26 protein-coding genes are annotated in these 23,777 nt (G+C 59.7%); 12 read left to right on the top strand and 14 right to left on the bottom strand.

Going from position 1 to position 23,777, the window contains the following annotated elements; all coding sequences use genetic code 11:
• Positions 1-61: 61 nt before the first annotated feature.
• The 3 genes from DFP86_RS10645 to DFP86_RS10635 all read right to left on the bottom strand — a co-directional run bounded on the left by DFP86_RS10645 (position 62) and on the right by DFP86_RS10635 (position 2,808).
• Positions 62-826, bottom strand: coding sequence for a calcium-binding protein (locus tag DFP86_RS10645; protein ID WP_133680998.1), 765 nt, complete (start codon positions 824-826; stop codon positions 62-64).
• 224 nt (positions 827-1,050) lie between these two features.
• Positions 1,051-1,824, bottom strand: coding sequence for a calcium-binding protein (locus DFP86_RS10640; protein ID WP_133680996.1), 774 nt, complete (start codon positions 1,822-1,824; stop codon positions 1,051-1,053).
• A 195-nt stretch (positions 1,825-2,019) separates the two neighbouring features.
• On the bottom strand, positions 2,020-2,808 hold the full coding sequence (locus DFP86_RS10635) for an inositol monophosphatase family protein (RefSeq protein ID WP_133680994.1): 789 nt from the start codon (positions 2,806-2,808) through the stop codon (positions 2,020-2,022).
• A gap of 142 nt (positions 2,809-2,950) precedes the next feature.
• On the opposite strand from DFP86_RS10635, the gene DFP86_RS10630 reads away from it, so the two are divergent.
• Both DFP86_RS10630 and DFP86_RS10625 read left to right on the top strand, forming a co-directional pair.
• Entirely contained in the window at positions 2,951-3,715 is a 765-nt protein-coding gene (locus DFP86_RS10630; RefSeq protein ID WP_133680992.1) for an RNA methyltransferase, read from the top strand.
• Complete coding sequence (locus DFP86_RS10625) at positions 3,693-4,598, top strand: DUF1853 family protein (RefSeq protein ID WP_133680990.1); 906 nt, start codon at positions 3,693-3,695, stop codon at positions 4,596-4,598. The genes DFP86_RS10630 and DFP86_RS10625 overlap by 23 nt, the downstream gene beginning before the upstream one ends.
• A 24-nt stretch (positions 4,599-4,622) precedes the next feature.
• On the opposite strand, the gene fnr is transcribed toward DFP86_RS10625, so the two are convergent.
• Complete coding sequence (fnr, locus tag DFP86_RS10620) at positions 4,623-5,372, bottom strand: fumarate/nitrate reduction transcriptional regulator Fnr (RefSeq protein ID WP_133680988.1); 750 nt, start codon at positions 5,370-5,372, stop codon at positions 4,623-4,625.
• A gap of 109 nt (positions 5,373-5,481) precedes the next feature.
• Between fnr and hemN the strand changes: the two genes are divergently transcribed.
• Complete coding sequence (gene hemN / locus DFP86_RS10615; RefSeq protein ID WP_133681347.1) at positions 5,482-6,888, top strand: oxygen-independent coproporphyrinogen III oxidase; 1,407 nt, start codon at positions 5,482-5,484, stop codon at positions 6,886-6,888.
• 154 nt (positions 6,889-7,042) lie between these two features.
• Here the strand turns inward: hemN and udk are convergent, their stop codons facing one another.
• The 10 genes from udk to iscR all read right to left on the bottom strand — a co-directional run bounded on the left by udk (position 7,043) and on the right by iscR (position 13,977).
• Positions 7,043-7,657 (bottom strand): uridine kinase, encoded by a 615-nt coding sequence (udk, locus tag DFP86_RS10610; RefSeq protein WP_133680986.1) that lies wholly within the window; start codon positions 7,655-7,657, stop codon positions 7,043-7,045.
• Positions 7,658-7,702: 45 nt separating this feature from the next.
• Positions 7,703-8,338, bottom strand: a complete 636-nt coding sequence (locus DFP86_RS10605; protein ID WP_133680984.1) for a glutathione S-transferase family protein — start codon at positions 8,336-8,338, stop codon at positions 7,703-7,705.
• Between the two features lie 98 nt (positions 8,339-8,436).
• Complete coding sequence (iscX, locus tag DFP86_RS10600) at positions 8,437-8,634, bottom strand: Fe-S cluster assembly protein IscX (protein ID WP_133680981.1); 198 nt, start codon at positions 8,632-8,634, stop codon at positions 8,437-8,439.
• Positions 8,635-8,646: 12 nt separating this feature from the next.
• Positions 8,647-8,988, bottom strand: coding sequence for an ISC system 2Fe-2S type ferredoxin (gene fdx, locus DFP86_RS10595; protein WP_133680979.1), 342 nt, complete (start codon positions 8,986-8,988; stop codon positions 8,647-8,649).
• A 7-nt stretch (positions 8,989-8,995) separates the two neighbouring features.
• Positions 8,996-10,858: a Fe-S protein assembly chaperone HscA gene (gene hscA, locus DFP86_RS10590; protein ID WP_133680977.1), complete on the bottom strand. Its 1,863-nt coding sequence runs from the start codon at positions 10,856-10,858 to the stop codon at positions 8,996-8,998.
• A 27-nt stretch (positions 10,859-10,885) separates the two neighbouring features.
• Positions 10,886-11,419, bottom strand: coding sequence for a Fe-S protein assembly co-chaperone HscB (hscB, locus tag DFP86_RS10585; RefSeq protein WP_133680975.1), 534 nt, complete (start codon positions 11,417-11,419; stop codon positions 10,886-10,888).
• Positions 11,420-11,460: 41 nt separating this feature from the next.
• Positions 11,461-11,784 carry an iron-sulfur cluster assembly protein IscA gene (gene iscA / locus DFP86_RS10580; protein WP_133680973.1) on the bottom strand — a complete coding sequence of 108 codons (324 nt, stop codon included), beginning with the start codon at positions 11,782-11,784 and terminating at the stop codon, positions 11,461-11,463.
• Between the two features lie 18 nt (positions 11,785-11,802).
• Positions 11,803-12,186 (bottom strand): Fe-S cluster assembly scaffold IscU, encoded by a 384-nt coding sequence (iscU, locus tag DFP86_RS10575; RefSeq protein ID WP_133680971.1) that lies wholly within the window; start codon positions 12,184-12,186, stop codon positions 11,803-11,805.
• A gap of 51 nt (positions 12,187-12,237) precedes the next feature.
• The gene (locus tag DFP86_RS10570) at positions 12,238-13,455 is read right to left on the bottom strand and encodes an IscS subfamily cysteine desulfurase (protein WP_133680969.1); all 1,218 of its coding nucleotides are present in this window, start codon (positions 13,453-13,455) and stop codon (positions 12,238-12,240) included.
• 30 nt (positions 13,456-13,485) lie between these two features.
• Positions 13,486-13,977 (bottom strand): Fe-S cluster assembly transcriptional regulator IscR, encoded by a 492-nt coding sequence (gene iscR, locus DFP86_RS10565; RefSeq protein ID WP_133680967.1) that lies wholly within the window; start codon positions 13,975-13,977, stop codon positions 13,486-13,488.
• A gap of 260 nt (positions 13,978-14,237) precedes the next feature.
• Here iscR and DFP86_RS10560 point away from each other — a divergent pair, with 260 nt between their 5' ends.
• From DFP86_RS10560 to trxA, 9 genes are all read left to right on the top strand, one after another.
• The gene (locus tag DFP86_RS10560; protein WP_133680965.1) at positions 14,238-15,359 is read left to right on the top strand and encodes a beta-ketoacyl-ACP synthase III; all 1,122 of its coding nucleotides are present in this window, start codon (positions 14,238-14,240) and stop codon (positions 15,357-15,359) included.
• A 213-nt stretch (positions 15,360-15,572) separates the two neighbouring features.
• The gene (locus DFP86_RS10555; RefSeq protein ID WP_133680963.1) at positions 15,573-17,168 is read left to right on the top strand and encodes an ABC transporter substrate-binding protein; all 1,596 of its coding nucleotides are present in this window, start codon (positions 15,573-15,575) and stop codon (positions 17,166-17,168) included.
• A 287-nt stretch (positions 17,169-17,455) separates the two neighbouring features.
• The gene (locus tag DFP86_RS10550) at positions 17,456-18,484 is read left to right on the top strand and encodes an ABC transporter permease subunit (RefSeq protein ID WP_133680961.1); all 1,029 of its coding nucleotides are present in this window, start codon (positions 17,456-17,458) and stop codon (positions 18,482-18,484) included.
• A 14-nt stretch (positions 18,485-18,498) separates the two neighbouring features.
• Entirely contained in the window at positions 18,499-19,410 is a 912-nt protein-coding gene (locus DFP86_RS10545) for an ABC transporter permease subunit (protein WP_208108306.1), read from the top strand.
• A 10-nt stretch (positions 19,411-19,420) separates the two neighbouring features.
• Positions 19,421-20,395 (top strand): ABC transporter ATP-binding protein, encoded by a 975-nt coding sequence (locus DFP86_RS10540; RefSeq protein WP_133680959.1) that lies wholly within the window; start codon positions 19,421-19,423, stop codon positions 20,393-20,395.
• Complete coding sequence (locus tag DFP86_RS10535; RefSeq protein WP_133680957.1) at positions 20,392-21,363, top strand: peptide ABC transporter ATP-binding protein; 972 nt, start codon at positions 20,392-20,394, stop codon at positions 21,361-21,363. Before DFP86_RS10540 ends, DFP86_RS10535 begins: the two co-directional genes overlap by 4 nt.
• A 123-nt stretch (positions 21,364-21,486) precedes the next feature.
• Positions 21,487-21,987 (top strand): pantetheine-phosphate adenylyltransferase, encoded by a 501-nt coding sequence (coaD, locus tag DFP86_RS10530; RefSeq protein ID WP_133680955.1) that lies wholly within the window; start codon positions 21,487-21,489, stop codon positions 21,985-21,987.
• A 107-nt stretch (positions 21,988-22,094) separates the two neighbouring features.
• A complete protein-coding gene (locus tag DFP86_RS10525) occupies positions 22,095-23,042 on the top strand; it encodes a class I SAM-dependent methyltransferase (protein ID WP_133680953.1) in 948 nt (315 codons plus the stop codon).
• A 118-nt stretch (positions 23,043-23,160) separates the two neighbouring features.
• Positions 23,161-23,499 carry a thioredoxin gene (gene trxA / locus DFP86_RS10520; protein ID WP_133680951.1) on the top strand — a complete coding sequence of 113 codons (339 nt, stop codon included), beginning with the start codon at positions 23,161-23,163 and terminating at the stop codon, positions 23,497-23,499.
• The last annotated feature ends 278 nt before the right edge of the window (positions 23,500-23,777 follow it).

Here is a 23,777-nt window from a genome sequence, read left to right as displayed (position 1 = left end):
GGCACACGTTGGGTGCCCCGGGGCGAGCGGAAAACCAGGGCAGAATCTTTTGCCTACGCTGTTAGGCAAATAGGATGGTGCCTTGATCGATCAGCTTTTGCAGCGCAACACCCTCCGATTGGCTGCTCAGCAAGTCGGCATTTTCGAATTCGATGCGTTGCGCCACCTGACCGTCGTCGCCGCGGATGCTCAACCACGAAGACCGACCATCGATAGAAAGCGAGAGTCGGTCCGGCGCGATGTTGGAGAACTTGAGGTAATCTTCTTCGACGTCGAAGTCCGTGACACGATCCGTGCCGCCTAGATCTTGCCTATCCCATACGAAAGTATCGCGACCGCTGCCGCCGGTGAGCGTGTCGTCCCCCTTGCCGCCGATGAGGGTATCGTTGCCGCCGCCGCCCCATAGGGTGTCATTGCCTCCCTCCTGGGGGCAAGGACCGGGGTCTGCGTCATCGTCCAGGCCGTCACCCTCAAGGACATCGTCCGCGATGTCGCCGAAAAGGTGATCGTCGCCTGAACCGCCGATGAGCGTATTCGAGCCGCGTCCGCCGACTAGCCAGTCATCTCCGCTGCCGCCGGAGAGGAAGGCGTTGACGCTGTCGCCGTAGGCATAAAGCCGATCGGCGCCGGCGCCGCCATATAGGCAGTTTCCTGTACCGCCGAAGCTCACCAGTAAATCGTCCCCGCCGTAGCCAAAGAGAATATTGCTATCGCCCGGGCTTCCAAGAACCACGTCATCGTCTTCCGTGCCGAGGCCCCACTTAAAACCGGCGTATGGGTCGGGTGGAACGATTTCGCTCCGTTCTTTTGCATAAATTGTTGCCATTTGGATACTCCTTTGTCGGGAGAGGCTGAACACCTCTGGCCTGAGAATTGATCGAAATGATCGAATAATTAGGCTTGAGATTGATTTGACGGTTTCGGGGGTGGGATGTTTTCTGGCGGTAAAAAAGCAAAATCTCCCCACCTAGCAGGCGCTGGGCGGGGAGAGGTAGGCGCCTGTCCGCATGACTTAACGGGCGGCGACAAGCTGTGCAACAGTCTACGATGTTAGGCGAATAGGATGGTGCCTTGATCGATCAGCTTCTGCAGCGCGACAGCCTCCGATTGGCCGCTCATTAAGTCGGTATTTTCTAGCTCGATGCGTTGCGACACCTGGCCGTCGCCTCCGCGGATGCTCAACCACGACGACTGGCCCTCGACAGAAAGCGAGAGTCGGTCTGGCGCGATGTTGGAAAACTTGAGGTAATCTTCTTTGACGTCGAAGTCCGTGACACGGTCTACGCCGCCAAGATCTTGCCTATCCCATACGAAAGTATCGCGACCGCTGCCGCCGGTGAGCGTGTCGTTCCCCTTGCCGCCGATGAGAGTATCGTTCCCGCCGCCGCCCCAGAGGGTGTCGTTGCCACCCGCCTGGAAGTTATGAGGATCGGAAAGGGAAAGGAGCTCATCATCCATGCCGTCACCCTCGAGGACATCGTTGCCGATGTTGCCGAAAAGGCGATCGTCGCCTGAACCGCCGATGAGCGTGTTCGAACCGAGCCCGCCGACGAGCAAATCGTTGCCGCGGCCGCCGGACAGGAAGGCGTCGACGCTGTTGCCGAGTACGTAAAGCTCATCGTTGCCGTCGCCGCCATATAGAGCGTTCCCTGTGCCGCCGTTGCACGCCAGAAAATCGTTCCCGCCGTAGCCGTAGAGCGTATTGTTATCGCCCGGGCTTCCTAGAATCACATCATCCTCTTCGGTGCCGCTGCCCCACTTAAAACCGGCGAATGGGGAGGACGGATCGATGTTGCTCTGCTCTTTTGCATAAATGACTGCCATTTGGATACTCCTTTGTCGGGAGAGGCTGAACACCTCAGGCCTGTAAAATGATCGAAATGATCGAACAGTTAGGCTTGGGATCGATTTGACGGTTTCGGGGAGGGATATTTCTGGCGGTAAAAAAGAAAAATCGCCCCGCCTAGTGGGACGTCAGGCGGGGCGGGGTAGGATAGGCGCCTGAGGGCGCCATCCGGATTACTTAACGTGCGGCGACAAGATGTGCAACAGTTGCGCCAATACCTTCGGGCTGCCGGCGACGATGTCGCCGGATTCGAACCATTCCTGCTCGCCGCGCATGTCGGTGACGATACCGCCGGCTTCCTGGATGATCAGGCTGCCCGCGGCGATATCCCAAGGCTTGAGGTTGAACTCCCAGAAACCCTCGACCCGGCCGCAGGCGACGTTGCACAGATCGAGCGCGGCGGCACCTTCGCGTCGTACGCCGGCGGTACGGCCGATCACGTCCTTGAGCATGGCCAGATAGGTGTCGATATAGGATTGATCCACCACCGGGAAGCCGGTGGCGATCACGCACTCGTTCAAGCTGGTGCGCTTGGAGACGCGGATGCGGCGGTCGTTCAGGAATGCGCCCACGCCGCGCGAAGCGGTGAACAGGTCGTTGCGGTTCGGGTCGTAGACGACGCCTTGCTGGATCTGGCCTTTATGCGCCAGCGCGATGGAGACGGCGTATTGCGTGTGGCCGTGGATGAAGTTGGTGGTGCCGTCGATGGGGTCGATGATCCATTCGTATTCGGCCTGTCCCACGCCCTTGGCGCCGGATTCCTCAGCCAGGATCGCGTGCTTCGGATAGGCTTCGAGAATGGTTTCAATGATGGTTTCTTCCGCGGCGCGGTCGACCTCGGAGACGAAGTCGTTGTGCTTCTTGCGTTCGACACGGATGGTGTCGATGTTCATGGAAGCGCGTTGAATCACATTGCCTGCGCGGCGCGCGGCCTTGATGGCCACATTGAGCATCGGGTGCATGGACTGCCTCTAAACTGACAGGGACGGCGCGCTGCCTGAGCGCGTCGTCGACTGGTATCATCTCTGGGTTAAGGAACGAGAAACGCGGCGCAATGGCGCCTCGTTTCAGAATTATGTCCGCTATTTTAATGTGAAACGGCCAATGAATAAACCCGAAGTCCCTGATTTTTTGAGAAACATCCGAATTGTACTGGCGAGACCGAGCCATCCGGGCAACATTGGCTCGGCTGCGCGCGCCATGAAAACCATGGGATTGTCGCAGCTGTGGCTGGTGTCGCCGAAGCAATTCCCCAGCGCCGAGGCCGACACGCTGGCTTCCGGGGCCGTCGACTTATTGCAGTCGGCGCATGTGGTCGAAACCTTGGGCGAAGCGCTTTCCGGGGTGACGGTGGCTGCCGCCATGACCAGCCGTCGGCGCGAGTTGACCGCCCCGCTGGCCGTGCCGCGCGAACTGGCGCCGGAGTTGGTGGCGCGCGCCGAGGGCGGCGAGCAGGTGGCGCTGGTGTTCGGCAACGAAACATTCGGCTTGTCGATCGAAGAAGTGGAATTGTGCAATCGCCTGGTGACCATTCCCGGCAACCCGGCCTATTTCTCGCTCAACCTGGCCATGGCGGTGCAGGTGATGACCTACGAGCTGTTCAGCCATGTCGGCCTGGGGGTCGAGCATTTGAAGTCCGAAGGGCTCGCGGCCACCAGCGATGAGGTCGAGGGCTTTTGCGGGCATCTGGAGCAGACGATGGCGCATATCGGCTATTTCGAGCGCCGTAACAGCGAGCGGCTGATGCGACGTATGCGCACGCTGTTCAATCGAGCGGGGCTGTTGCGGGAGGAGATCGACATTCTGCGCGGCTTCTGCAAACAGGTGATGCGCGCGGCCGATGGCCATGTTCCTCCCGACAAGTCCTGAGCTGCCATGGCGCCATAGCGCGGTGCGCGATCTGGCGAGCCTTCTGACAGGGGCTGCCGCGTGGCGCACGCCGCACGACATTCCGTGCGACCGGCTCCTGGGGCCGGATGGCTTGGCCCGGCTTGCTGCCTTGGATGGCGACCCCGCCGCGCTCATGGCGTGGCTGGCACGGCATCCGGTCTCGCGGCTCGGCCACTATGCCGAGCAACTGCTGGCTTTCTGGTTTAGCTTGGCGCCGCATATCGAGCTGGTGGCACACAACTTGGTCTTGCGCGACGGCAACCGAACGCTGGGCGAGTTCGATTTCCTGTTGCGGATCGACGGCGAACCGTGGCACTTGGAGACCTGTAGCAAGTTCTATTTGCAGGTCGAGGCGGGGCGCGACGAACTGGTCGGTCCGAGCCTGCGCGATGCGTTGCCGCTCAAGCGCGCCAAACTTGCCCGACAACTGGCGCTGAGTCGGCATGCTCTGGCCGCAGCGACGCTACCGGCCGGCTTCGCCGGCTGCCGCATCGGCGCTTTGGTGCGTGGCTGTTTTTTCTATCGTGGCGCACCCGCTCGGACGGATGACTGCGCGCCGTGGCTGGGATGGGTGGCGCCGCTGGATCGGCCATGGCCGTGCCAGGACGGCGGAAGCCGTTGGCTGTGGTTGCCCAGGCTCAGTTGGCTGTCGCCGGCGGTCGCGGAGGCGTCGGCGTTGTCGGATGAGGCGACGCTGCGCACCGGGTTTGTCGCTGCGAGGGCGCCGCAGATGGTGGCCGAGATGCGAAAAAGCGAGGCAGGATGGCGCGAATGGCGCCGAGGTTTTGTCTTGCCGGCGGATTGGCCGGATGGCGAGCTGTTGGCGAGCTTGCGGGAGAAAATACAAACGGGCGCGCCATGAGGCACGCCCGAGTGGCTTGGGGGCTTATTCCGCGGCGTTGGAGTGTACGCAGCCGGAGATCAGCGCCTTGAGTTCCTCTGGCTTCACCAGTTGGATGTGCTTGTGATCGACCCTGATCCAGCCTTGCTGCTGGAATTTCGACAGCGTGCGGCTGACCGTCTCCAGTTTCAGGCCAAGGAAGCTACCGATTTCCTCTCGGCTCATCCGCAAGATGAAGTCGTTGGCGGCGAAACCGCGAATGGCCAGACGTTGCGACAAGTTCAGCAGGAAAGCCGCCAATCGTTCCTCGGCTTTCATGTTGCCAAGAAGCAACATCACGTTCTGATCGCGCACGATTTCGCGACTCATCAGGCGGAAAAAGTGGTGTTGCAGGCTGGGAATGTCGCGGCCGAGGCTTTCGATGCGGCCGAACGGCAGTTCGCATACTTCGCTGTCTTCCAACGCGATGGCATCGCAGCCATGGATGTTGGAGGAGATGCCGTCGAGCCCCATGAGTTCGCCCGACATCAGGAAGCCGGTCACCTGTTCGCGCCCATCCTGGCTGGAGACGCAGGTCTTGAAGAAGCCGGTGCGCACAGCGAACATGGATTTGAAGCCTTCGCCGCTACGGAACAGATATTCGCCACGCTTGATGCGGCGGCTCTGTCGGATCACGGCATCGAGCTGCGTCATCTCTTCGCGGTTCAGCCCGACGGGCAGGCACAGTTCACGCAAGCTGCAGTTGGAGCAGGACAGCTTGAGTGCATGCAATTGGATGGTAGTCTGATCAGTCATGCCGTTTTTTGCGCAACCTTTTATCGAAGCTTGACTCTTGTCAAAGCGGAATTCAAATGTCTTCCGCAAATTTACCAGTCCACCACCGGTTTTTCCATCAAATACCGACATGACCACCACCCATTCGTTTTCGCCGGAACATTTTGAGTTCGATCGGCAACTCATCGAACGTCTTGAAGGCTCCGGCCCGAGATATACCTCTTACCCGACGGCGGATCGCTTTACCGCGAATTTCACCGAGGCCGATTATCAGCACCGGTTGAAGCAGCGTCGCATCGGGGCGAACAGCAAAGCTGTATCATTATATGCTCATTTACCGTTCTGTAATACGGTTTGCTACTATTGTGCCTGTAACAAGATCATCACCAAGGACAAGAGCAAGGCAGATATCTACCTCGATTACCTTGAAAAAGAGGTGAAGATGGTGGCAAATGCTGCCGGGGAGCGGGAAAAGGCGATTCAATTGCATTTTGGCGGCGGCACGCCGACGTTTTTGTCGGATGCGCAACTGGAACGTCTGATGAATATCCTGCGCGAGCATTTCGAATTTTTGCCGGAGGGCGAATATTCCATTGAGATCGACCCGCGCAAGGTGGGCCGCGAGACAATCTTCAAATTGGCGGCGCTGGGCTTCAACCGTATCAGCGTGGGTGTGCAGGATTTGGATCCGCGCGTGCAGGAAGCCGTCAATCGGGTGCAAAGCCTCGAAGAAACCTTGACTGTGATCGATGCCGCGCGCGAAGCCGGTTTCAAATCGGTCAGCATCGATCTGATTTATGGCCTGCCTTTTCAGACTGAAACCTCGGTGGCACGGACTATTGAGCAGATTATCGCGATCAGTCCCGACCGGGTGGCGCTATACAATTACGCGCACCTGCCGACCTTGTTCATGCCGCAGCGGCGCATCAACGAAGCCGACCTGCCATCGGCCGACGTGAAATTGGATATTTTACAACACTCAGTGCGGCAACTGACCGAAGCGGGCTATGTGTTCATCGGAATGGATCACTTTGCCAAGCCGGAGGATGACCTGGCGGTCGCCTTGCGTCAGGGGCGATTGCAGCGCAATTTCCAGGGTTACTCCACTTACGCAGACTGCGACATGCTGGCATTCGGCGTGTCGGCCATCGGCAAAGTCGGTCCGAGCTATTCGCAGAACGAAAAAGAGTTGGATGCTTATTACGCGGCCCTGGACGCCGGTCGGCTACCGGTGATGCGCGGCATGGTGCTCGACGCTGACGACATTCTGCGCCGCTCGATCATCCAGGCGCTGATGTGTCGTTTCGCGCTGTCTTTTGAGGCGATCGAAGAAGTGTTTGGCATCAATTTCGCCAATTACTTCGCCGAAGAGCTGCCAAAACTGCGTGAACTACAGCAGATGGGGTTGTTGCACTTCGATGGCGATTTCCTAACCGTCGAGCCCAAAGGGCGCTTCCTGATCCGTAACGTGGCGATGATTTTCGATCGACACTTGCGCGAGCGTCAGACCAAGGCGCGCTATTCCAAGGTGATCTGAGCCGGTGGCGCGCCTCGTCAACGCCTTATTGCTGGCCTTGGTGGCCGTCGGCTATGGCCTGTGGTTTGGCGCGCGGCTGGCGGCGCTGCCGTTTGGCTGGGTGCTGGCGCGGTTGCGCCGCTAGGGCGCATTCGCGCAGCAACGCCAAAAACCGCTACACCACCAGGCTTTCGATACGGGCGATGATCATGTCGATGGCCGGGTCGTTGCTGCCGTGCGGCAAGATGACATCGGCGAAGCGTTTGGTCGGCTCGATGAACTGGATGTGCATCGGGCGCACGGTCGACAGGTATTGGTCGATCACGTGCTGCATGGTACGCGCGCGTTCGATGATGTCGCGCTGCAGTCGGCGGATGAAACGCACATCCGGGTCGGTGTCGACGAAGATTTTCAGCGACATCATGTCGCGCAGCGCTGCGTCGTACAGCGAGTAGAAGCCTTCGACCAGAATCACCGGCGCCGGCACCAGCGTCTGTGTCTCATGGCTACGGGTGTGGATCGAGAAGTCGTAGATCGGCATGTCGATCGGTACGCCGTTCTGCAGGTCGTCGATGTGCGACATCAACAGCGGCCAGTCGAAGGCGTGTGGGTGGTCGTAGTTGGTCAGGAGCCGCTGTTCGAAGGTCAGCGAGCTCTGGTCGCGGTAGTAATTGTCCTGAATGATGACCGCCGCCTTGTCGGAGCCGATGGTCTCGACCAGTTTGCGCGTGACGGTGGTTTTACCGCTGCCGCTGCCGCCGGCGATGCCGATAATGAAAGGTGTGGTCATGATGTGCCGCTTCGGGAAAAACCGGCCATTTTAAAGAATCGCTCGTCAGTTCGCCAGCGCCGTTTCAGATTTCGCTTCTGCCATCCACTGCTGCATCGCCGGCATGGCGAGTAGGTGCGCCGCATAGTCCGCGGCCGGGCCGGATAGCGCGTATCGGTAGCTGGCGAAACGGGTCGCCACCGGGGCGAAGAAGGCGTCGGCGATGGTGAAGTGGCCGAACAGGAATGGGCCTTCCGCCACCATTTGCTCGCGTAGCCCGTTCCATATGGCCAGGATGCGGTCAATTTCGCGTGCTAGTTGCGGCGTGAGCGGGGGAGTGGGGTGGCTACCGCAGATATCCATCGGCATGGCCTGACGCAGCAGCGGGAAGCCGCTATGCATCTCCGCCACCAGCGAGCGAGCATGCGCGCGCTCTGCGCTGTCTTTCGGCCATAGCCGCGCTTGCGGGAAGCATTCGGCCAAGTACTCGCAAATGGCCAGCGAGTCCCAGATCTTCAGGTGGCGATCATGCAGTACCGGTACCTTGCCGGCGGGATTGATTGCCAGGATTTGCTGGCTTGCATCGGACGCGGTCAGATCGATCAGGCGTTCTTCGAACGGCTCGTCGAGCATTTTCAGTACCAGCCAGGGGCGCAGCGACCAGGAGGAGAGATTCTTGTTGCCGATGACCAGGGTAAACATAACCGACTCCGGGGCAGAGGGACGGCTTATTACACCCCGGGTTGGTAATCTATGCAAGTGTCAAAAATAACTGATTTTAAGTGGGGGCAACGCGCGCTTCAGGGGCCAACCTCGTCGATCCAGGCTTGCTGAATGGCTTCCAGAACCTTTTCCCCGCCGCGACTGTGATCGTCGTCGAACGCCGGCAGCGACACCACCCAATTGTGCAAGTCGATAAAGCGGACTTGGCGCGGATCGACGTCCGGCATGCTATCGGCCAGTTCGGCAGCGATATCGTAAATGTCACTCCATTTCATGGTCGTTCTTCCTTAGTGGTTTTCACGCGCATGATTAATGGTATAGCGCGGAATTTCGACTGTCAGATCGTCCTGGCCGATGACCGCTTGGCACGACAAGCGTGAACAGGCTTCCAGTCCCCAGGCACGGTCGAGCAGATCGTCTTCCAGTTCGTCTGACGGCGGCAGCGAATTGAAGCCTTCGCGTACCACGACGTGACAGGTGGTGCAGGCGCAGGACATCTCGCAGGCGTGTTCGATTTCGATGCCGTGTTTCAACAGCTCCTCGCAGATGCTGTTACCGGCCTCGGCGTCGTCGATCACGGCACCTTCAGGGCAGATTTCGCTGTGGGGCAAAACAATGATTCGTGGCATAGGGGTCTCACAATTCGCCAATTTTCTGGCCCTTGAGCGCGCGCTGGATGTTTCGATCCATGCGGCGCGCGGCAAAGGCTTCGGTAACTTGGTTGAGGCGGCCGACCGCCTCGTTGATGTCGCGGGTGCGTTCGCCGAGGCAGGCCTGTTCGCAGGCGGTCAAGGCGGTATCGATCACATTGCGCTCACTGGCGTCGAGTAGGTCGCCATCGGCGGCAATGGCCGAGCGAGTGGCCTCGATCAGCCCTTGGGCGTTGACCTGGGCCTCGCGCAGCTTGCGGGCATCGATATCGTCGCGTACATGCGCCAGCGAGTCGCTGAGCATGCGGCCGATGTCGTCGTCGGAGAGCCCATAGGACGGCTTGACCTCGATGCTGGCGGCGGCGCCGGAGGTTTGCTCGCGCGCGGAGACCGACAGCAGGCCGTCGGCATCCACCTGGAAGGTGATACGGATACGCGCCGCACCCGCCACCATAGGCGGAATGCCGCGTAACGTGAAGCGCGCCAGCGAACGGCAATCGGATACCAGTTCGCGCTCGCCTTGCAGCACGTGGATCGACATCGCGGTCTGCCCGTCCTTGAACGTGGTGAATTCCTGCGCGCGCGCCACCGGGATGGTGCTATTGCGCGGGATGATCTTTTCCGTCAGTCCGCCCATGGTTTCGATGCCGAGCGATAGCGGAATCACGTCCAGCAGCAGCCATTCCTCATCTTGTTTGTTGCCGGCGAGCAGATTGGCCTGGATCGCGGCGCCGAGCGCCACGACCTTGTCCGGGTCGAGATTGTTGAGCGGCGCCTGGCCAAAAAATTCGGCGACGGCCTGCTGGATCTGCGGCATGCGCGTGGCGCCGCCGACCATGACCACCCCTTTGACTTGATCCGCACCGATACCGGCGTCGCGCAGTGCCTTCTTCACAGGCAGCAGGGTCTTCTGCACCAGGTTGCGGCTGATGTCGCGGAATGTGTCGCGCGCTAGCGCCAAGTCGACCAGCAGGCCGTCCTGCAATACGGCCGACAGGCGGGTGTGCGCGTGTTCGGACAGTGCCTCCTTGGCTTGGCGCGCGGCGCTGAGCAATAGGCGGGCGTCGCCGGGCGACAGACCGGACAGGCCGGCTTCCTCCAGCGCCCAGCAATAGACGCGATGATCGAAGTCGTCGCCGCCCAATGCCGAGTCGCCACTGGTGGCCAGCACCTCGAATACGCCCTTTGCCAGTCGCAGTACCGACACGTCGAAGGTGCCGCCGCCCAGGTCGTAGACGACATAGATGCCTTCTGCGCCGTTGTCGAGCCCGTAGGCGATCGCGGCGGCGGTGGGCTCGTTCAAGAGGCGCAGCACGTTGATGCCGGCCAATTGCGCCGCATCCTTGGTGGCTTGCCGCTGAGCATCGTCGAAATAGGCCGGCACGGTGATGACGGCGCCCATGAGATCGCCGGTCAGGCTGTCTTCGGCTCGCGCCTTGAGGGCGCGTAGGATCTCGGCCGAGACCTCGACCGGGCTTTTGATGCCCGCGCGCGTCTGGAGTTGAACCATGCCCGGCGCATCGACGAAGCGGTAAGGGAGGGCGCCCGCTTCACCGATATCCTTGAGGCCGCGGCCCATCAGTCGCTTGACCGAGGCGATGGCGTTGATCGGATCTTGGCTGATGGCGGTCAGCGCGACGTGTCCGATCGCGACCTGGCCGGCCTCGTCGAGGTAGCGCACCACCGAGGGCAGCAGGCAGTTGCCGTCGGCATCCGGTAGGACGGTGGCCGACCCGCTGCGCACGGTGGCCACCAGCGAGTTGGTGGTGCCAAGGTCGATGCCGATGGCGTTGCGGTGCTGGTGGGGGGCGGCGGACAGGCCGGGTTCGGCGATTTGCAAGAGAGCCATGGCAGACGATCAGTAATGGGTGGAGGGTCAGGACAATGCCTGTTCTAGGGCGTCATCGATTTCCTGCCCGAGTTTTTCCAGAAAACGCAATTTTCGCACCAGCGCTGCCGCCAAGTCCAAATCCTGTTCTTGGTCTATGGCCTCGCCCAACTGCCGCTCGAGTGCACGCGACGCGTCGGAGAGTTGCACGGCCAGTTTCTCCAGTGCCGCGGCATCGCGCGCGCGCGATGCGTCCTCGATGGCCTCGCGCCATTCCATCTGCTGCATCAGGAAGTCGGCGGGCATGCTGGTATTGGTTTCTTCCTGCGTGTCCACGCCGGCGAGCGTCAGCAGGTAACGAGCGCGGGGCAGGGGCGATTTCAGCGTACGGTAGGCTTCGTTGACGCGCGTGGCCATCATCAGCGCCACGCGTTTTTCGGCATCGCCGGCATGGGCGAAGCGGTCGGGGTGTACCTCGGCCGCGACGGCACGCCAGGCGTGGTCGAGTTGCGTCACATCGAGCGCGAACCGTTCGGGCAAGCCGAATAGCGCGAAGTGACTCTGTTGGAAATCGGGGTTCATCAACACTCCAAGCGGCCCACGAAACGTGGGCGGACGGTCGGTCAGACGTTGAAGCTCTCGCCGCAACCGCACTCGTTCTTCACGTTCGGGTTGTTGAACTTGAAGCCTTCGTTCAGCCCTTCCTTGACATAGTCAAGTTCGGTGCCGTCGATGTAGCTCAGGCTCTTCTCGTCGGTATAGACGCGCAGGCCGTGGCTTTCGAAGAAAAGGTCGTCCGGGTTCTCGACATCGACGAACTCCAGCTTGTACGCCATGCCGGAGCAGCCGGATGTCTTCACGCCCAGGCGGATGCCGAGCCCTTTGCCGCGTTTTGCGATGAAGTTGCTGACGTGCGCCGCCGCGCTTTCAGAGAGGGTGATGGCCATAATGGTACCTGTTGCCGCTTATTTGCCGTGCTTTTGCTTGTAGTCCGTCACTGCCGCCTTGATGGCGTCTTCCGCCAGGATCGAGCAGTGAATCTTCACCGGAGGCAGTTCCAGTTCTTCGGCGATCGCGGTGTTTTTGATGTCCAGCGCTTCGTCCAGCGTCTTGCCTTTGACCCATTCGGTGACCAACGACGACGAGGCAATGGCGGATCCGCAGCCATAGGTCTTGAAGCGCGCGTCCTGGATGACGCCGTCTTCGCCGACCTTGATCTGCAGCTTCATGACGTCGCCGCATGCCGGAGCGCCGACCATGCCGGTGCCGACCTGGCCGTCGTCCTTGTCGAAGGCGCCGACGTTGCGCGGGTGTTCGTAGTGATCCAGTACTTTGTTGCTGTAAGCCATGTCGATTCCTCTTCCTGCCGGGGGACGGCGCTCGCGCCGTCCGGTTTCAGTTCAGTGCGCCGCCCATTGCACGCTATTGAGGTCCACGCCGTCCTTGTACATTTCCCACAGCGGCGACAGTTCGCGCAGTTTGCCGATCTTGTCGCGCAAGAGGGCCACCGCATAATCGATTTCCTCGACGGTGGTGAAGCGGCCGATGGTGAAGCGGATCGAGCTGTGGGCCAGTTCGTCGTTGCGACCCAGCGCCCGCAGTACGTAGGACGGCTCCAGGCTTGCCGAGGTGCAGGCCGATCCGGAGGACACGGCCAATTCCTTGATCGCCATGATCAGCGACTCACCCTCGACGAAGTTGAAGCTGACATTCAGGTTGTGCGGTACACGGCGCTCCAGGTCGCCGTTGAGATACACTTCCTCCAGATCTTTGACGCCATTCCACAGGCGATCGCGCAGCATGCGGATGCGTTCGTTCTCGCTGGCCATTTCCTCGCGTGCCAGGCGGAAGCTCTCGCCCATGCCGACAATCTGATGCGTGGCCAGCGTGCCGGAGCGGAAGCCGCGCTCGTGGCCGCCGCCGTGCATTTGCGCCTCGAGACGCACGCGCGGCTTGCGGCGGATGTACAGCGCGCCGATACCCTTCGGCCCGTAAGTCTTGTGCGCCGAGAAGCTCATCAGGTCGACCGGCTGGCGTTCCAGGTCGATGACGACCTTGCCGGTGGCTTGGGCGGCATCCACATGGAAGACGATGCCCTTCTCGCGGCACAACGCCCCCAATGTGTCGATATCCTGGATCACGCCAATTTCGTTGTTGACCAGCATGACCGAAACAAGGATGGTATCCGGGCGCAGCGCCGCCTTGAACTGATCGAGATCAATCAGGCCGTCGTCCTTGACCGACAGATAAGTGACTTCGAAGCCCTGGCGTTCCAACTCGCGGCATGTGTCGAGCACAGCCTTGTGCTCGGTCTTGACGGTGATGATGTGCTTGCCGCGGCTTTGGTAGAACTGGGCTGCGCCCTTGATCGCCAGGTTGTCCGATTCGGTGGCGCCGGATGTCCAGATGATTTCCTTCGGATCGCAATTGACCAGGCGGGCTACCTCCGCGCGGGCGTTCTCGACCGCATCCTCCGCTTCCCAGCCGAAGCTATGGCTGCGCGAGGCCGGATTGCCGAAATGCTCCGTCAGATAGGGAATCATCTTCGCGGCGACGCGAGGGTCGACCGGGGTCGTGGCGGAGTAATCGAGGTAGATCGGAAGCTTCATCTGAGACATTTAAACGTTCTCCACAAAGTGTTTCCGCAGTCACAAGGCGCCGCCGGCGGATGCCGGATGCGATCGATGTGCGGGGGGCTGTTCGCGCTTGTCCTGCAGCACGGCCGTGTCCTTGGCCAATTGCTCGTCGACAAGGTTGCCGAGGCTCACCTGCGATAGATAATTGAAGATGGTGGCATTCAGGTTGGTCCACAAGTCGTGCGTCATGCAGCGCTGATTGGGACCGTGACAGTTTTCGCGGCCACCGCACTGCGTGGCGTCCACCGGTTCGTCGACCGCGACAATGATGTTGGCAACCGAGATGTCCTCGGCCGCGCGTGCCAGGGTGTAGCCGCCGCCTGGTCCGCGAACGCTCTCGACCAGTTCGGCGCGACGAAGCTTGCCGAACAACTGTTCCAGGTAGGAAAGCGAGATATTCTGACGTTCGCTGATGCCGGCCAGCGTAACGGGCCCCTTGCCTTGGCGCAGGGCCAAGTCCAGCATAGCCGTGACAGCGAATCGGCCTTTGGTGGTCAAGCGCATGGTAGGGAGGCTCCCAGATAATTGAGTCGATCCAATTATACGCAAATCCCGAGTATTTTAGTCAACTATTTTATTTCGAGCGGGATCGCGCGAGTCGATAGTTGATCATTTTACTAGGACTTGAACTATTTGTGATCGTTTTCTGACAATTTGTTCATCCTCTTGGTATATTTGCAGCGTTTCCACAGAACAAAATGCCGTTGCCGATGAGCGCTCCCAAGGGCGTTTACGCGGCCGGCGCGAGGATAGAGGGCAACTACATGCATCAGGCAGTCATCAGCGGAACCGGGTTGTTCACCCCGCCGCATGCCGTCAGCAACGAAATGCTGGTCGAGGCATTCAATCTATATGTGGCGCGGTACAACCGCGATCATGCCGCCGAGATCGCCGCCGGCGAGCGCGAGCCGCTGGCCGAGTCCAGTTGCGAGTTCATCGTCAAGGCATCGGGTATCCGCCAGCGCTTCCTGATGGACAAAGAGGGCGTGCTCGACCCTGAACGCATGCGTCCGAACTTGCCAGAGCGCAACAACGATCAATTGTCGCTGCAGGCGGAGATGGCCGTCGCCGCAGCGCGCCAGGCGCTGGAAAATGCAGATCGCTCGCCGACCGATGTCGACATGGTGATCGTGGCCTGCTCGAATATGCAGCGCGCCTATCCCGCCATGGCCATCGAGGTACAGCAGGCGCTGGGTATTGCGGGTTTTGCCTTCGATATGAACGTGGCTTGCTCCTCGGCCACCTTCGGCATTCAGGCCGCGGCCAATGCCGTCCAAAGCGGCGCGGTGCGTGCCGCGCTGGTCGTCAGTCCGGAAATCTGCTCGGCTCACCTGAACTTCCGCGACCGCGACAGTCACTTCATCTTCGGCGATGCGGCCAGTGCCGTGCTAATCGAACGTGCGGATCAGGCCCGTTCTCCGCAGGTGTTCGAGGTGTTGGGCACTCGCCTGGCCACGGTATTTTCCAATGCCATCCGCAACAATTTTGGTTTTCTGAACATCTGCGACGAAAAAGGTATCGGCCAAGCGGATAAGTTGTTTGTGCAACAGGGGCGCAAGGTCTTTAAGGAAGTGTGCCCGATGGTCGGCGAGCACATTGTCGGCCACTTGACGCAGCTCGGCATTGCGCCGGACGCCGTCCGGCGCTTCTGGCTTCACCAGGCCAATCTGTCGATGAACCAGTTGATCTCCCGGCGCGTGCTGGGGCGCGATGCGACCGAAATCGAAGCGCCGGTCATTCTCGACCGTTATGCCAATACCAGTTCGGCCGGATCGATCATTGCATTCCATTTGCATCGAAAGGATCTGGTTGCCGGCGATATCGGCGTCATCTCCTCGTTCGGTGCCGGTTATTCAGTGGGCAGCGTGGTGTTGCGCGTGCGCTGAACCGATTGATTCATAGGGAGATCTTCCCCGTTAACAAAAAGCGCGCCGGACATCAGGCGCGCTTTTTTTGCAACTTATCCGCCATTAAATTGTGCGGTGTTATGCGCTCCGGCTGTTTTTCGGTTTGATGCTTGTCAAATTCGACACAAATGCATAATGTATACCGCATGGCCTTAAGGCCTAATCAAAAATAAATAGAGGAATAGAGAGATTATGCGAGATGCAAAAAAAGTACTGCTGGCAGCCAGTCTGCTCGCTGCTGCGTCATATGCGTCGGCTAGCGGCACCCTGATTTATTGCTCGGAAGGTAGCCCCGCCGGTTTCGATCCTGGCCAATACACCGCCGGTACCGATTTCGACGCTTCCGCCGAAACCGTTTTCAACCGCCTGGTGCAGTTCCAGCGCGGTGCCACCAAGGTGGTGCCGGGCCTGGCGACCAAGTGGGACGTTTCGTCCGACGGGCTGAGCTACACCTTCCACCTGCGTTCCGGCGTAAAGTTCCACAGTAACGATAGCTTCAAGCCGACGCGTGATTTCAACGCCGACGACGTGGTCTTCACCTTCGACCGCATGCTGAACAAGGACAACGCGTTCCGCAAGGCGTACCCGACCGACTTCCCCTACTTCTCCGATATGGGCATGCCGGACAACATCGTCAAGGTCGAGAAGGTCGATCCGATGACCGTACGCTTCCAATTGAAGACGGTCGATGCTTCGTTCCTGGCCGATCTGGCGATGAGCTTCGCTTCGATCCAGTCGGCCGAGTACGCCGACAAGCTGTTGAAGGACGGACATCCCGAATGGATCAACAGCCAGCCGATCGGTACTGGCCCGTTTGTCTTCAAGCGCTATCAAAAGGATGCGCAGATCCGCTTCGTCGCCAACAAGCAATACTGGGATAAAGCCGAAGGACCGAAGGTCGACAACCTGATCTTCGCCATCACCACCGACCCGTCGGTGCGTTTCCAAAAGCTCAAGGCCGGCGAATGCCAAGTGGCCGCCTATCCGCGTCCGGCCGATGTGGCTCTGATGAAGGCCGATCCGAAACTGCATGTGCTGACCCAATCCGGCTTCAACGTCGGCTACCTGGGCTATAACGTGCTGCATAAGCCGTTGAACAACCTGCAGGTGCGCCAAGCCCTCGATATGTCGATCAATAAGCCGGCCATCCTGACCGCGGTGTATCAAGGCCAGGGCCAACCGGCGGTCAACCCGATGCCGCCGACCCAATGGTCGTACAACAAGAGCGTCAAGGATGCCAAGTTCGATCCGACCAAGGCCAAGGCTCTGCTGACCAAGGCGGGCTTCCCCAACGGCTTCGACATCACCCTGTGGGCGATGCCGGTGCAACGTCCTTACAACCCGAACGCCAAGCTGATGGCCGAGATGATCCAATCGGACTGGGCCAAGATCGGTGTGCGCGCCAAGATCGTTACCTACGAATGGGGTGAGTACCTGAAGCGTGCCAAGGGCGGCGAGCATGACGCCATTCTGGTGGGCTGGACCGGCGACAACGGTGACCCGGACAACTGGCTCAACGTGCTGTTGGGTTGCGAAGCGGTCAACGGCAACAACTACACCAAGTGGTGCTACAAGCCGTTCAACGACCTGGTCATCAAGGGCAAGAGCACCGCTAACGTGGCCGAGCGCACCAAGCTGTACACGCAAGCCCAGGTGATCGCCAAGCAGCAACTGCCGCTGACCACCATTGCGCACAGCACGGTGAACGAGCCGACGGCCAAGAATGTGGTCGGTTTCAAGGTTAGCCCGTTTGGTCTTAACTCCTTCTACGGTGTAAGCGTCAAGTAACGGCAAAGCAGTACGCGCCGGGGGCTTGTCCCCCGGCGGACGGTTGAAATCAGAGAGGCGAGTTATCGCCCGGATTGCCTGGTCTACAGGGGCATAGAGAAAATAGCTGGTTAGACATCGAGATCCATTCCATCGTCGGCGATGGAACGGCGCCGCCTGCGCGCGCGTCGCGCGGATCGATGGCTTCCGTTGCCCCCTCCGCCTTCCTTTCCGCCTCTGTTCAGCCCTGTCGATATAAAAGCATATGCGCGGCATTCCGTTCGAAGCGCCGCGTGGAGGTCACACGCATGTTTTCATTCATTCTCAGGCGCCTGTGGTTGCTAGTGCCGTCGATCCTGGGTATTACGCTCTTGACCTTCGGCTTGATCCGCATGATTCCCGGCGATCCGGTCGAAGTGATGGTGGGCGAACGCACGCTCGACCCGGCACTCCATGCCGCCGCGTTACATCGCCTGGGGCTGGACAAGCCTTTGTATCTGCAGTACCTCGACTACGCCGGCAGTTTGTTGCACGGCAATCTCGGACAATCGCTGGTGACCCGGGTAAACGTCTGGGACGAATTCACCACGCTGTTCCCGGCCACGTTGGAACTGGCGATTTCCGCCATGTTGTTTGCCGTGGTGGTCGGCCTGCTGGCCGGCGTCGTCGCGGCCATCAAGCGCGGTTCGCTGTTCGATCACGGTGTGATGGGACTGTCGTTGACCGGATTTTCGATGCCGATCTTCTGGCTGGGGCTGCTGCTGATCATGTTGTTCTCCGTCCGCCTCGGCTGGACCCCGGTGTCCGGTCGCATCGATCTGGCCTTCGACATTCCGGTGCGCACCGGTCTCATGACCGTCGACGCCTGGCTCGCCGAACACAACGACCCGGCTAACTTCGCCGGCGCGTTCAAGGATGCGTTGGCGCATTTGATTCTGCCATCCATTGCATTGGGCACTATCCCGATGGCGGTCATCGCCCGGATGACCCGCTCATCGATGCTGGAAGTGTTGCGCGAAGATTATGTGCGCACCGCACGCGCCAAGGGGCTGTCGCCGGCGCGGGTGATCTTCATTCACACCCTGCGCAATGCGCTGATCCCGGTATTGACCGTGGTCGGTCTGCAGGTGGGCACGCTGATGGGCGGCGCCGTACTGACCGAAACCATTTTCTCCTGGCCTGGCATCGGTAAGTGGCTGATCGACGCCATCCAGCGCCGCGACTACCCGGTGGTGCAAAACGGCATCCTGATGGTCGCGCTGTTGGTGATTCTGGTGAACTTTATCGTCGACATCCTGTACGGCATCGCCAATCCGCGCATCCGTCACGCCAAATAATCGGGGGCAGCATAATGACAACCCAAGTACAAATGAGCGCCGAGGACAAGGCGCTGGCTTATCCCTCGCCGCTCAAGGAGTTTTGGCAGGGCTTTTCCTATAACAAGGGCGCGGTGATGGGGCTGGTGTTCCTGGCCGTGGTGGTTGTGGCGGCACTGTTTGCCCCATGGGTGGCGCCGTATAACCCGATCGACCAGTATCGCGACTTCATGCTGACGCCGCCAAGCTGGGCCGATGGTGGTACGGCCAAGTTCTTGCTCGGCACCGACGAAATCGGCCGAGACATGCTGTCGCGCTTGATCTACGGTGCGCGGCTGTCGCTGTTGATCGGTCTATCCGCCGTGCTGTCGTCGCTCATTCCCGGCATCATCCTCGGTCTTTTGGCCGCTTTTTATCCCAAGGTGTTGGGGCCGCTGATCATGCGCGTCATGGACGTGATGATGGCGTTGCCCTCGCTGCTGCTGGCCATTGCTATCGTGGCGATCCTCGGGCCGAGCATGCTCAATACCATCATCGCGATCTCGGTGGTGTCGCTGCCGGGCTACGTGCGACTGGTGCGCGCCTCGGCCATGACCGAACTGAACCGCGACTATGTGACCGCCGCTCGCGTGGCCGGCGCCGGCACCCTTCGGCTGATGTTCGTCACGGTGCTACCCAACTGCATGGCGCCGCTGATCGTGCACGCCACCATGAGCTTCTCGTCCGCCATCTTGGATGCCGCCGCGCTTGGGTTTCTCGGCATGGGGGTGCAACCGCCGTCCGCCGAGTGGGGGGCCATGCTCTCCAGCGCGCGCGATTATATCGAACGCGCCTGGTGGGTGGTCTCCTGGCCCGGTCTGACTATTTTGCTGTCGGTGCTGGCGATCAATCTGATCGGCGACGGTCTGCGCGACGCGCTCGACCCGAAACTGAAACGCGCGGCGTGAGAGGGAAATCATGAGTCTGTTGGAAATCAACAATCTGTCGGTACTGTTCGGGGCCGAAGCACACCCGTTCGCCGCCGTCGAAGGCTTGGACCTGAGCGTTAGCCAGGGTGAAATCGTCGGGATCGTCGGCGAATCGGGCTCCGGCAAGTCGGTCACCATGATGGCCATGATGGGGTTGCTGGAAGGGCAGGGGAGAATCGTCGCCGACAAACTGCGCTTTGATGGCAAGGATCTGCTGACCCTGTCCGCGCGCGAACGGCGCAAGATCATCGGCAAGGACATCTCGATGATCTTCCAGGATCCGATGACCGCGCTGAACCCAAGCTTCACCGTCGGCTACCAGATCATGGAAGTGCTCAAAGTCCATCAGGGCCTCTCGGGTTCCGCACTCAAGAAGCGCGCCATCGAACTGATGGAGATGGTCGAGATTCCGGCGGCCGCCACTCGGCTCGATGCCTACCCGCACCAATTGTCGGGCGGCATGAGCCAGCGCGTGGCGATCGCCATGGCCATTGCCTGTAACCCCAAGCTGCTGATCGCCGACGAGCCGACCACGGCGCTAGACGTGACCATCCAGGCGCAGATCATGTCGCTGTTGGTCAATTTGCAAAAGAGCCACGATATGGCGTTGATCCTGATCACGCACGACTTGGCCGTGGTGGCCGAGGTGGCGCATCGGCTGGCGGTCATGTATGCCGGTCAAGTGGTTGAGCAGGGGGCGATTCCCGACATCTTCCGCAAGCCGCAGCATCCATACACCGAGGCGCTGCTGTCTTCCATCCCCGAGCACAGCAAGGGCGCACGCCGTCTCAATACGCTGCCGGGTATCGTGCCGGGACATTACGACCGGCCTAGCGGCTGTTTGCTGTCGCCGCGTTGCCCGTATGTTGCCGATCGTTGCCGTGCCGAGCGGCCGGCACTGTTGCCTAACGCCGCTGGCGCCGTGCGCTGCTATTTCCCTCTTTCGGCCAAGGATGCGCAATGACAAACGTATTGCAGGCACGGGATCTGACCCGTCACTACGAGGTATCTCAGGGCTTTCTCAAGGGGCATGCCACGGTCAAAGCACTCAATGGCGTCTCCTTCGATCTGCAGGCCGGCCGTACGCTGGCCGTGGTCGGCGAGTCCGGCTGCGGCAAATCGACGTTGGCGCGCCAATTGACCTTGATCGAGCCGCCCACCTCCGGCTCGCTGCTGCTTGACGGCAATGACGTCTCGCAAGCCTCCGCCGCAGAGCGCAAGGCCATGCGCACCAAGGTGCAGATGGTGTTCCAGAATCCCTACGCCTCGCTTAATCCGCGACAGAAGATCGGCTCTCAGTTGTCCGAGCCGTTGGTCATCAACACCCGGCTTTCGGCTGCCGAGCGCGTCGAACGCGTGCGCGAAATGATGAAACTAGTGGGGCTGCGGCCGGAGCATTACTATCGCTACCCGCATATGTTCTCCGGTGGCCAGCGCCAACGTATCGCCATCGCTCGCGCCATGATGCTCAATCCGAAGATCGTGGTGGCCGACGAACCGACCAGCGCGCTCGATGTCTCGATCCAGGCGCAGGTTCTCAATCTGTTCATGGATCTGCAGGAATCGTTCAACACCACTTATGTGTTCATTTCGCACAACCTGGCGGTGGTCGAGCATGTCGCCAACGATGTGATGGTGATGTATCTCGGTCGTGTGGTGGAAATCGGCGATAAGGACACCATTTATTCGCGTCCGCTGCATCCTTACACCCAGGCACTGCTATCGGCAACGCCATCGATCCATCCGGAAGACCGTCGTATCCAGATCAAGATCCAGGGTGAATTGCCAAGCCCGCTCAAGCCGCCCAGCGGTTGCGCTTTCCATAAGCGTTGCCCGTTCGCCATCGAACGCTGTCGTCAAGAGTCGCCCGAGTTGAGGTCGCTGGATCGGCGCCAAGTGGCCTGCCATCGAGCCGAGGAGATCAACGCCTAAACGCCCGCCCCGCCTTTGTGCGGGGCGTTTCTCTTTTATGTGCGTTGCACAAAAAACGCTTTACCGCGGGGCGCTTCTGACTATACAGTCGGCCTAACCTATGGTTCCTGACAGGACGATGCCGTGAAGAGAGCTGTGTATGCCGGGAGTTTCGACCCGGTAACCAACGGACACTTGTGGATGATTCGCGAGGCCGTCGAGCTGTTCGACGAACTGGTGGTGGCGGTGGGCGTCAATCCCGACAAACACTGTACGTTCACGGTGGAAGAACGGATCGAAATGCTCAATGCCGTCACCCAGGGCTTCAATAAGCTCAAGGTCGACGTATTCAGCAATCAGTTCTTGGTCAACTATGCCCAGTCGGTCGACGCCAATTACATCGTGCGCGGCATTCGTACCGCCAGCGACTACGAGTACGAGCGCACCATGCGCTACATCAATACCGACCTGCATCCCGACATTACCACTATCTTTCTCTTGCCGCCGCGAGAATATGCCGAAGTCTCGTCGACCATGGTCAAGGGGCTGGTTGGGCCGCGCGGCTGGGAGACCGTGATCCGCCAATATGTGCCGGATCCCGTCTACCGAAAGCTGATGGCCATGTACACACTCGCCGGTAGCTAAGGTTCCACCGAGTCGGTTATTTACCCTGTATTTGACAGCGACGCGCGTCGGCTTCAAGCTGACGCGCGTTGCGTTTTTGAGCCCGGAATGCCGGGATGGAGCCAGTCATGTCAGACATCAGTGCCTTTGCCAATCGCCTGGGCAAGAATTTCAAGCATTTCGGAAAATGGGCGAAACGGCAGGGGGTCGAGGCCTGGCGCGCCTATGATCGCGATATTCCGCAATTTCCACTGGCCGTGGATATTTATGGCGACTATGCCCATCTGCAAGAGTACGACACCGGCTGGGTGATGAGCGACGAAGAGCATGATGCCTGGTTGGCCTCCGTGCGTCAGTGCGTTGCAGAGGTGACCGGTATTGCCGTCGAACGTATCGGCGTCAAAACGCGCCGCCGCCAGAAGGGGAGCAGCCAGTATCAAAAGACCGGGAGCGAGGGCGAGGATTTCGTTATCGAAGAGTTCGGCCAGCGCTTTTGGGTCAATATGAGTGCTTATTTGGATACTGGCCTGTTCTTGGATCACCGCAATACGCGCAAGCGCGTCCGCCTCGAGTCGGCCGGCAAGCGCTTCCTGAATCTGTTCGCCTATACCGGTAGCTTTACCGTGTATGCCGCCGCAGGCGGCGCGGTATTGTCCGAGACCGTCGATATGTCCAATACCTACCTGGATTGGGCGGGACGTAACTTCGAACTCAATGGGCTGGATCAAGCTCGTCATCAACGGGTGCGTAGCGATGTGTTTCAATACCTGTCGGCGGCGATTGCCCTGCGCAAAACCTTCGACTTGATCGTCATGGATCCGCCTAGCTTTTCCAACTCCAAGAAAATGAGCGATACGCTCGATGTGCAGCGCGATCATTCCTGGCTGATCGAACAGGCAATGAAGTTGCTGTCGCCGGATGGGGTGCTCTATTTTTCCAACAACTTGCGCAGTTTCGAACTGGACGGCAAGTTGCCGTTGCTATACCAGGTGCTGGATATCAGCGCCCAGTCGGTGCCGGAAGATTTTCGCAACAAGAAGATCCACCAGTGTTTCCAGATTCGCCATCTGCCATGATGGTTGGCGTAGATAATCACTATCGTTCTAGTTAAAAAAATCAATCTATTAACTATCTTGTGGAATATAGGGCATGACTCTATCCTCCAGAATAATAAGACTGGAGAGGAGAGGGCCTATGGCCGTGCAGGATTTGAACGCCGAAAATTTCAATACCGTGGTGGATCGAGACGGTATTGTGATTCTGGATTTCTGGGCGCCATGGTGTGGGCCGTGCAAGATGTTTGCTCCGGTGTTCGCCGCCGCGGCGGATAAACATCCGGATATCGTTTTCGCCAAGATCAATACCGAAGAGCAAACCGAATTGGCGCAATACTTCAATATCCGTTCGATTCCGACTCTGATGGTGTTGCGCGATCGAGCGTTGGTCTACAACCAGGCCGGCGCCATGATGACCCCTCAATTCGAACAGCTGATCCAAGCGACACGCGAGCTTGATATGGAGGCTGTGCGCTAGTCGGCGAACCGAGGGGCGGTGGAAGATTCTGAAAAACAGACGGGCGGCGCCCGTCTGTTTTTTTATTCTCTTGCCGATCAAGGGTTTGCTGGATTGTGATGATTTTCTCCGGTAAAAGGGGTTGACGACCCCAGTGGGGCTGGGTATAGTTCGCCTCCTCGCTGCAGCAACAAACGCAGCACCGCTCTTTAACAAACAGAACAACCGATAGGTGTGAGTGCCGGGAAGAGCCGACACTTGCACTGCAAGAGACAGAAAGTAACCTTCGGGTTTCTTCG

The sequence above is a fragment of the Paludibacterium purpuratum genome, assembly GCF_004363805.1.
GTDB classification, from domain to species: domain Bacteria; phylum Pseudomonadota; class Gammaproteobacteria; order Burkholderiales; family Chromobacteriaceae; genus Paludibacterium; species Paludibacterium purpuratum.
The sequence above is the reverse complement of the archived record's forward strand: the minus strand, read 5'-3'. Positions and strand labels throughout refer to the sequence as shown.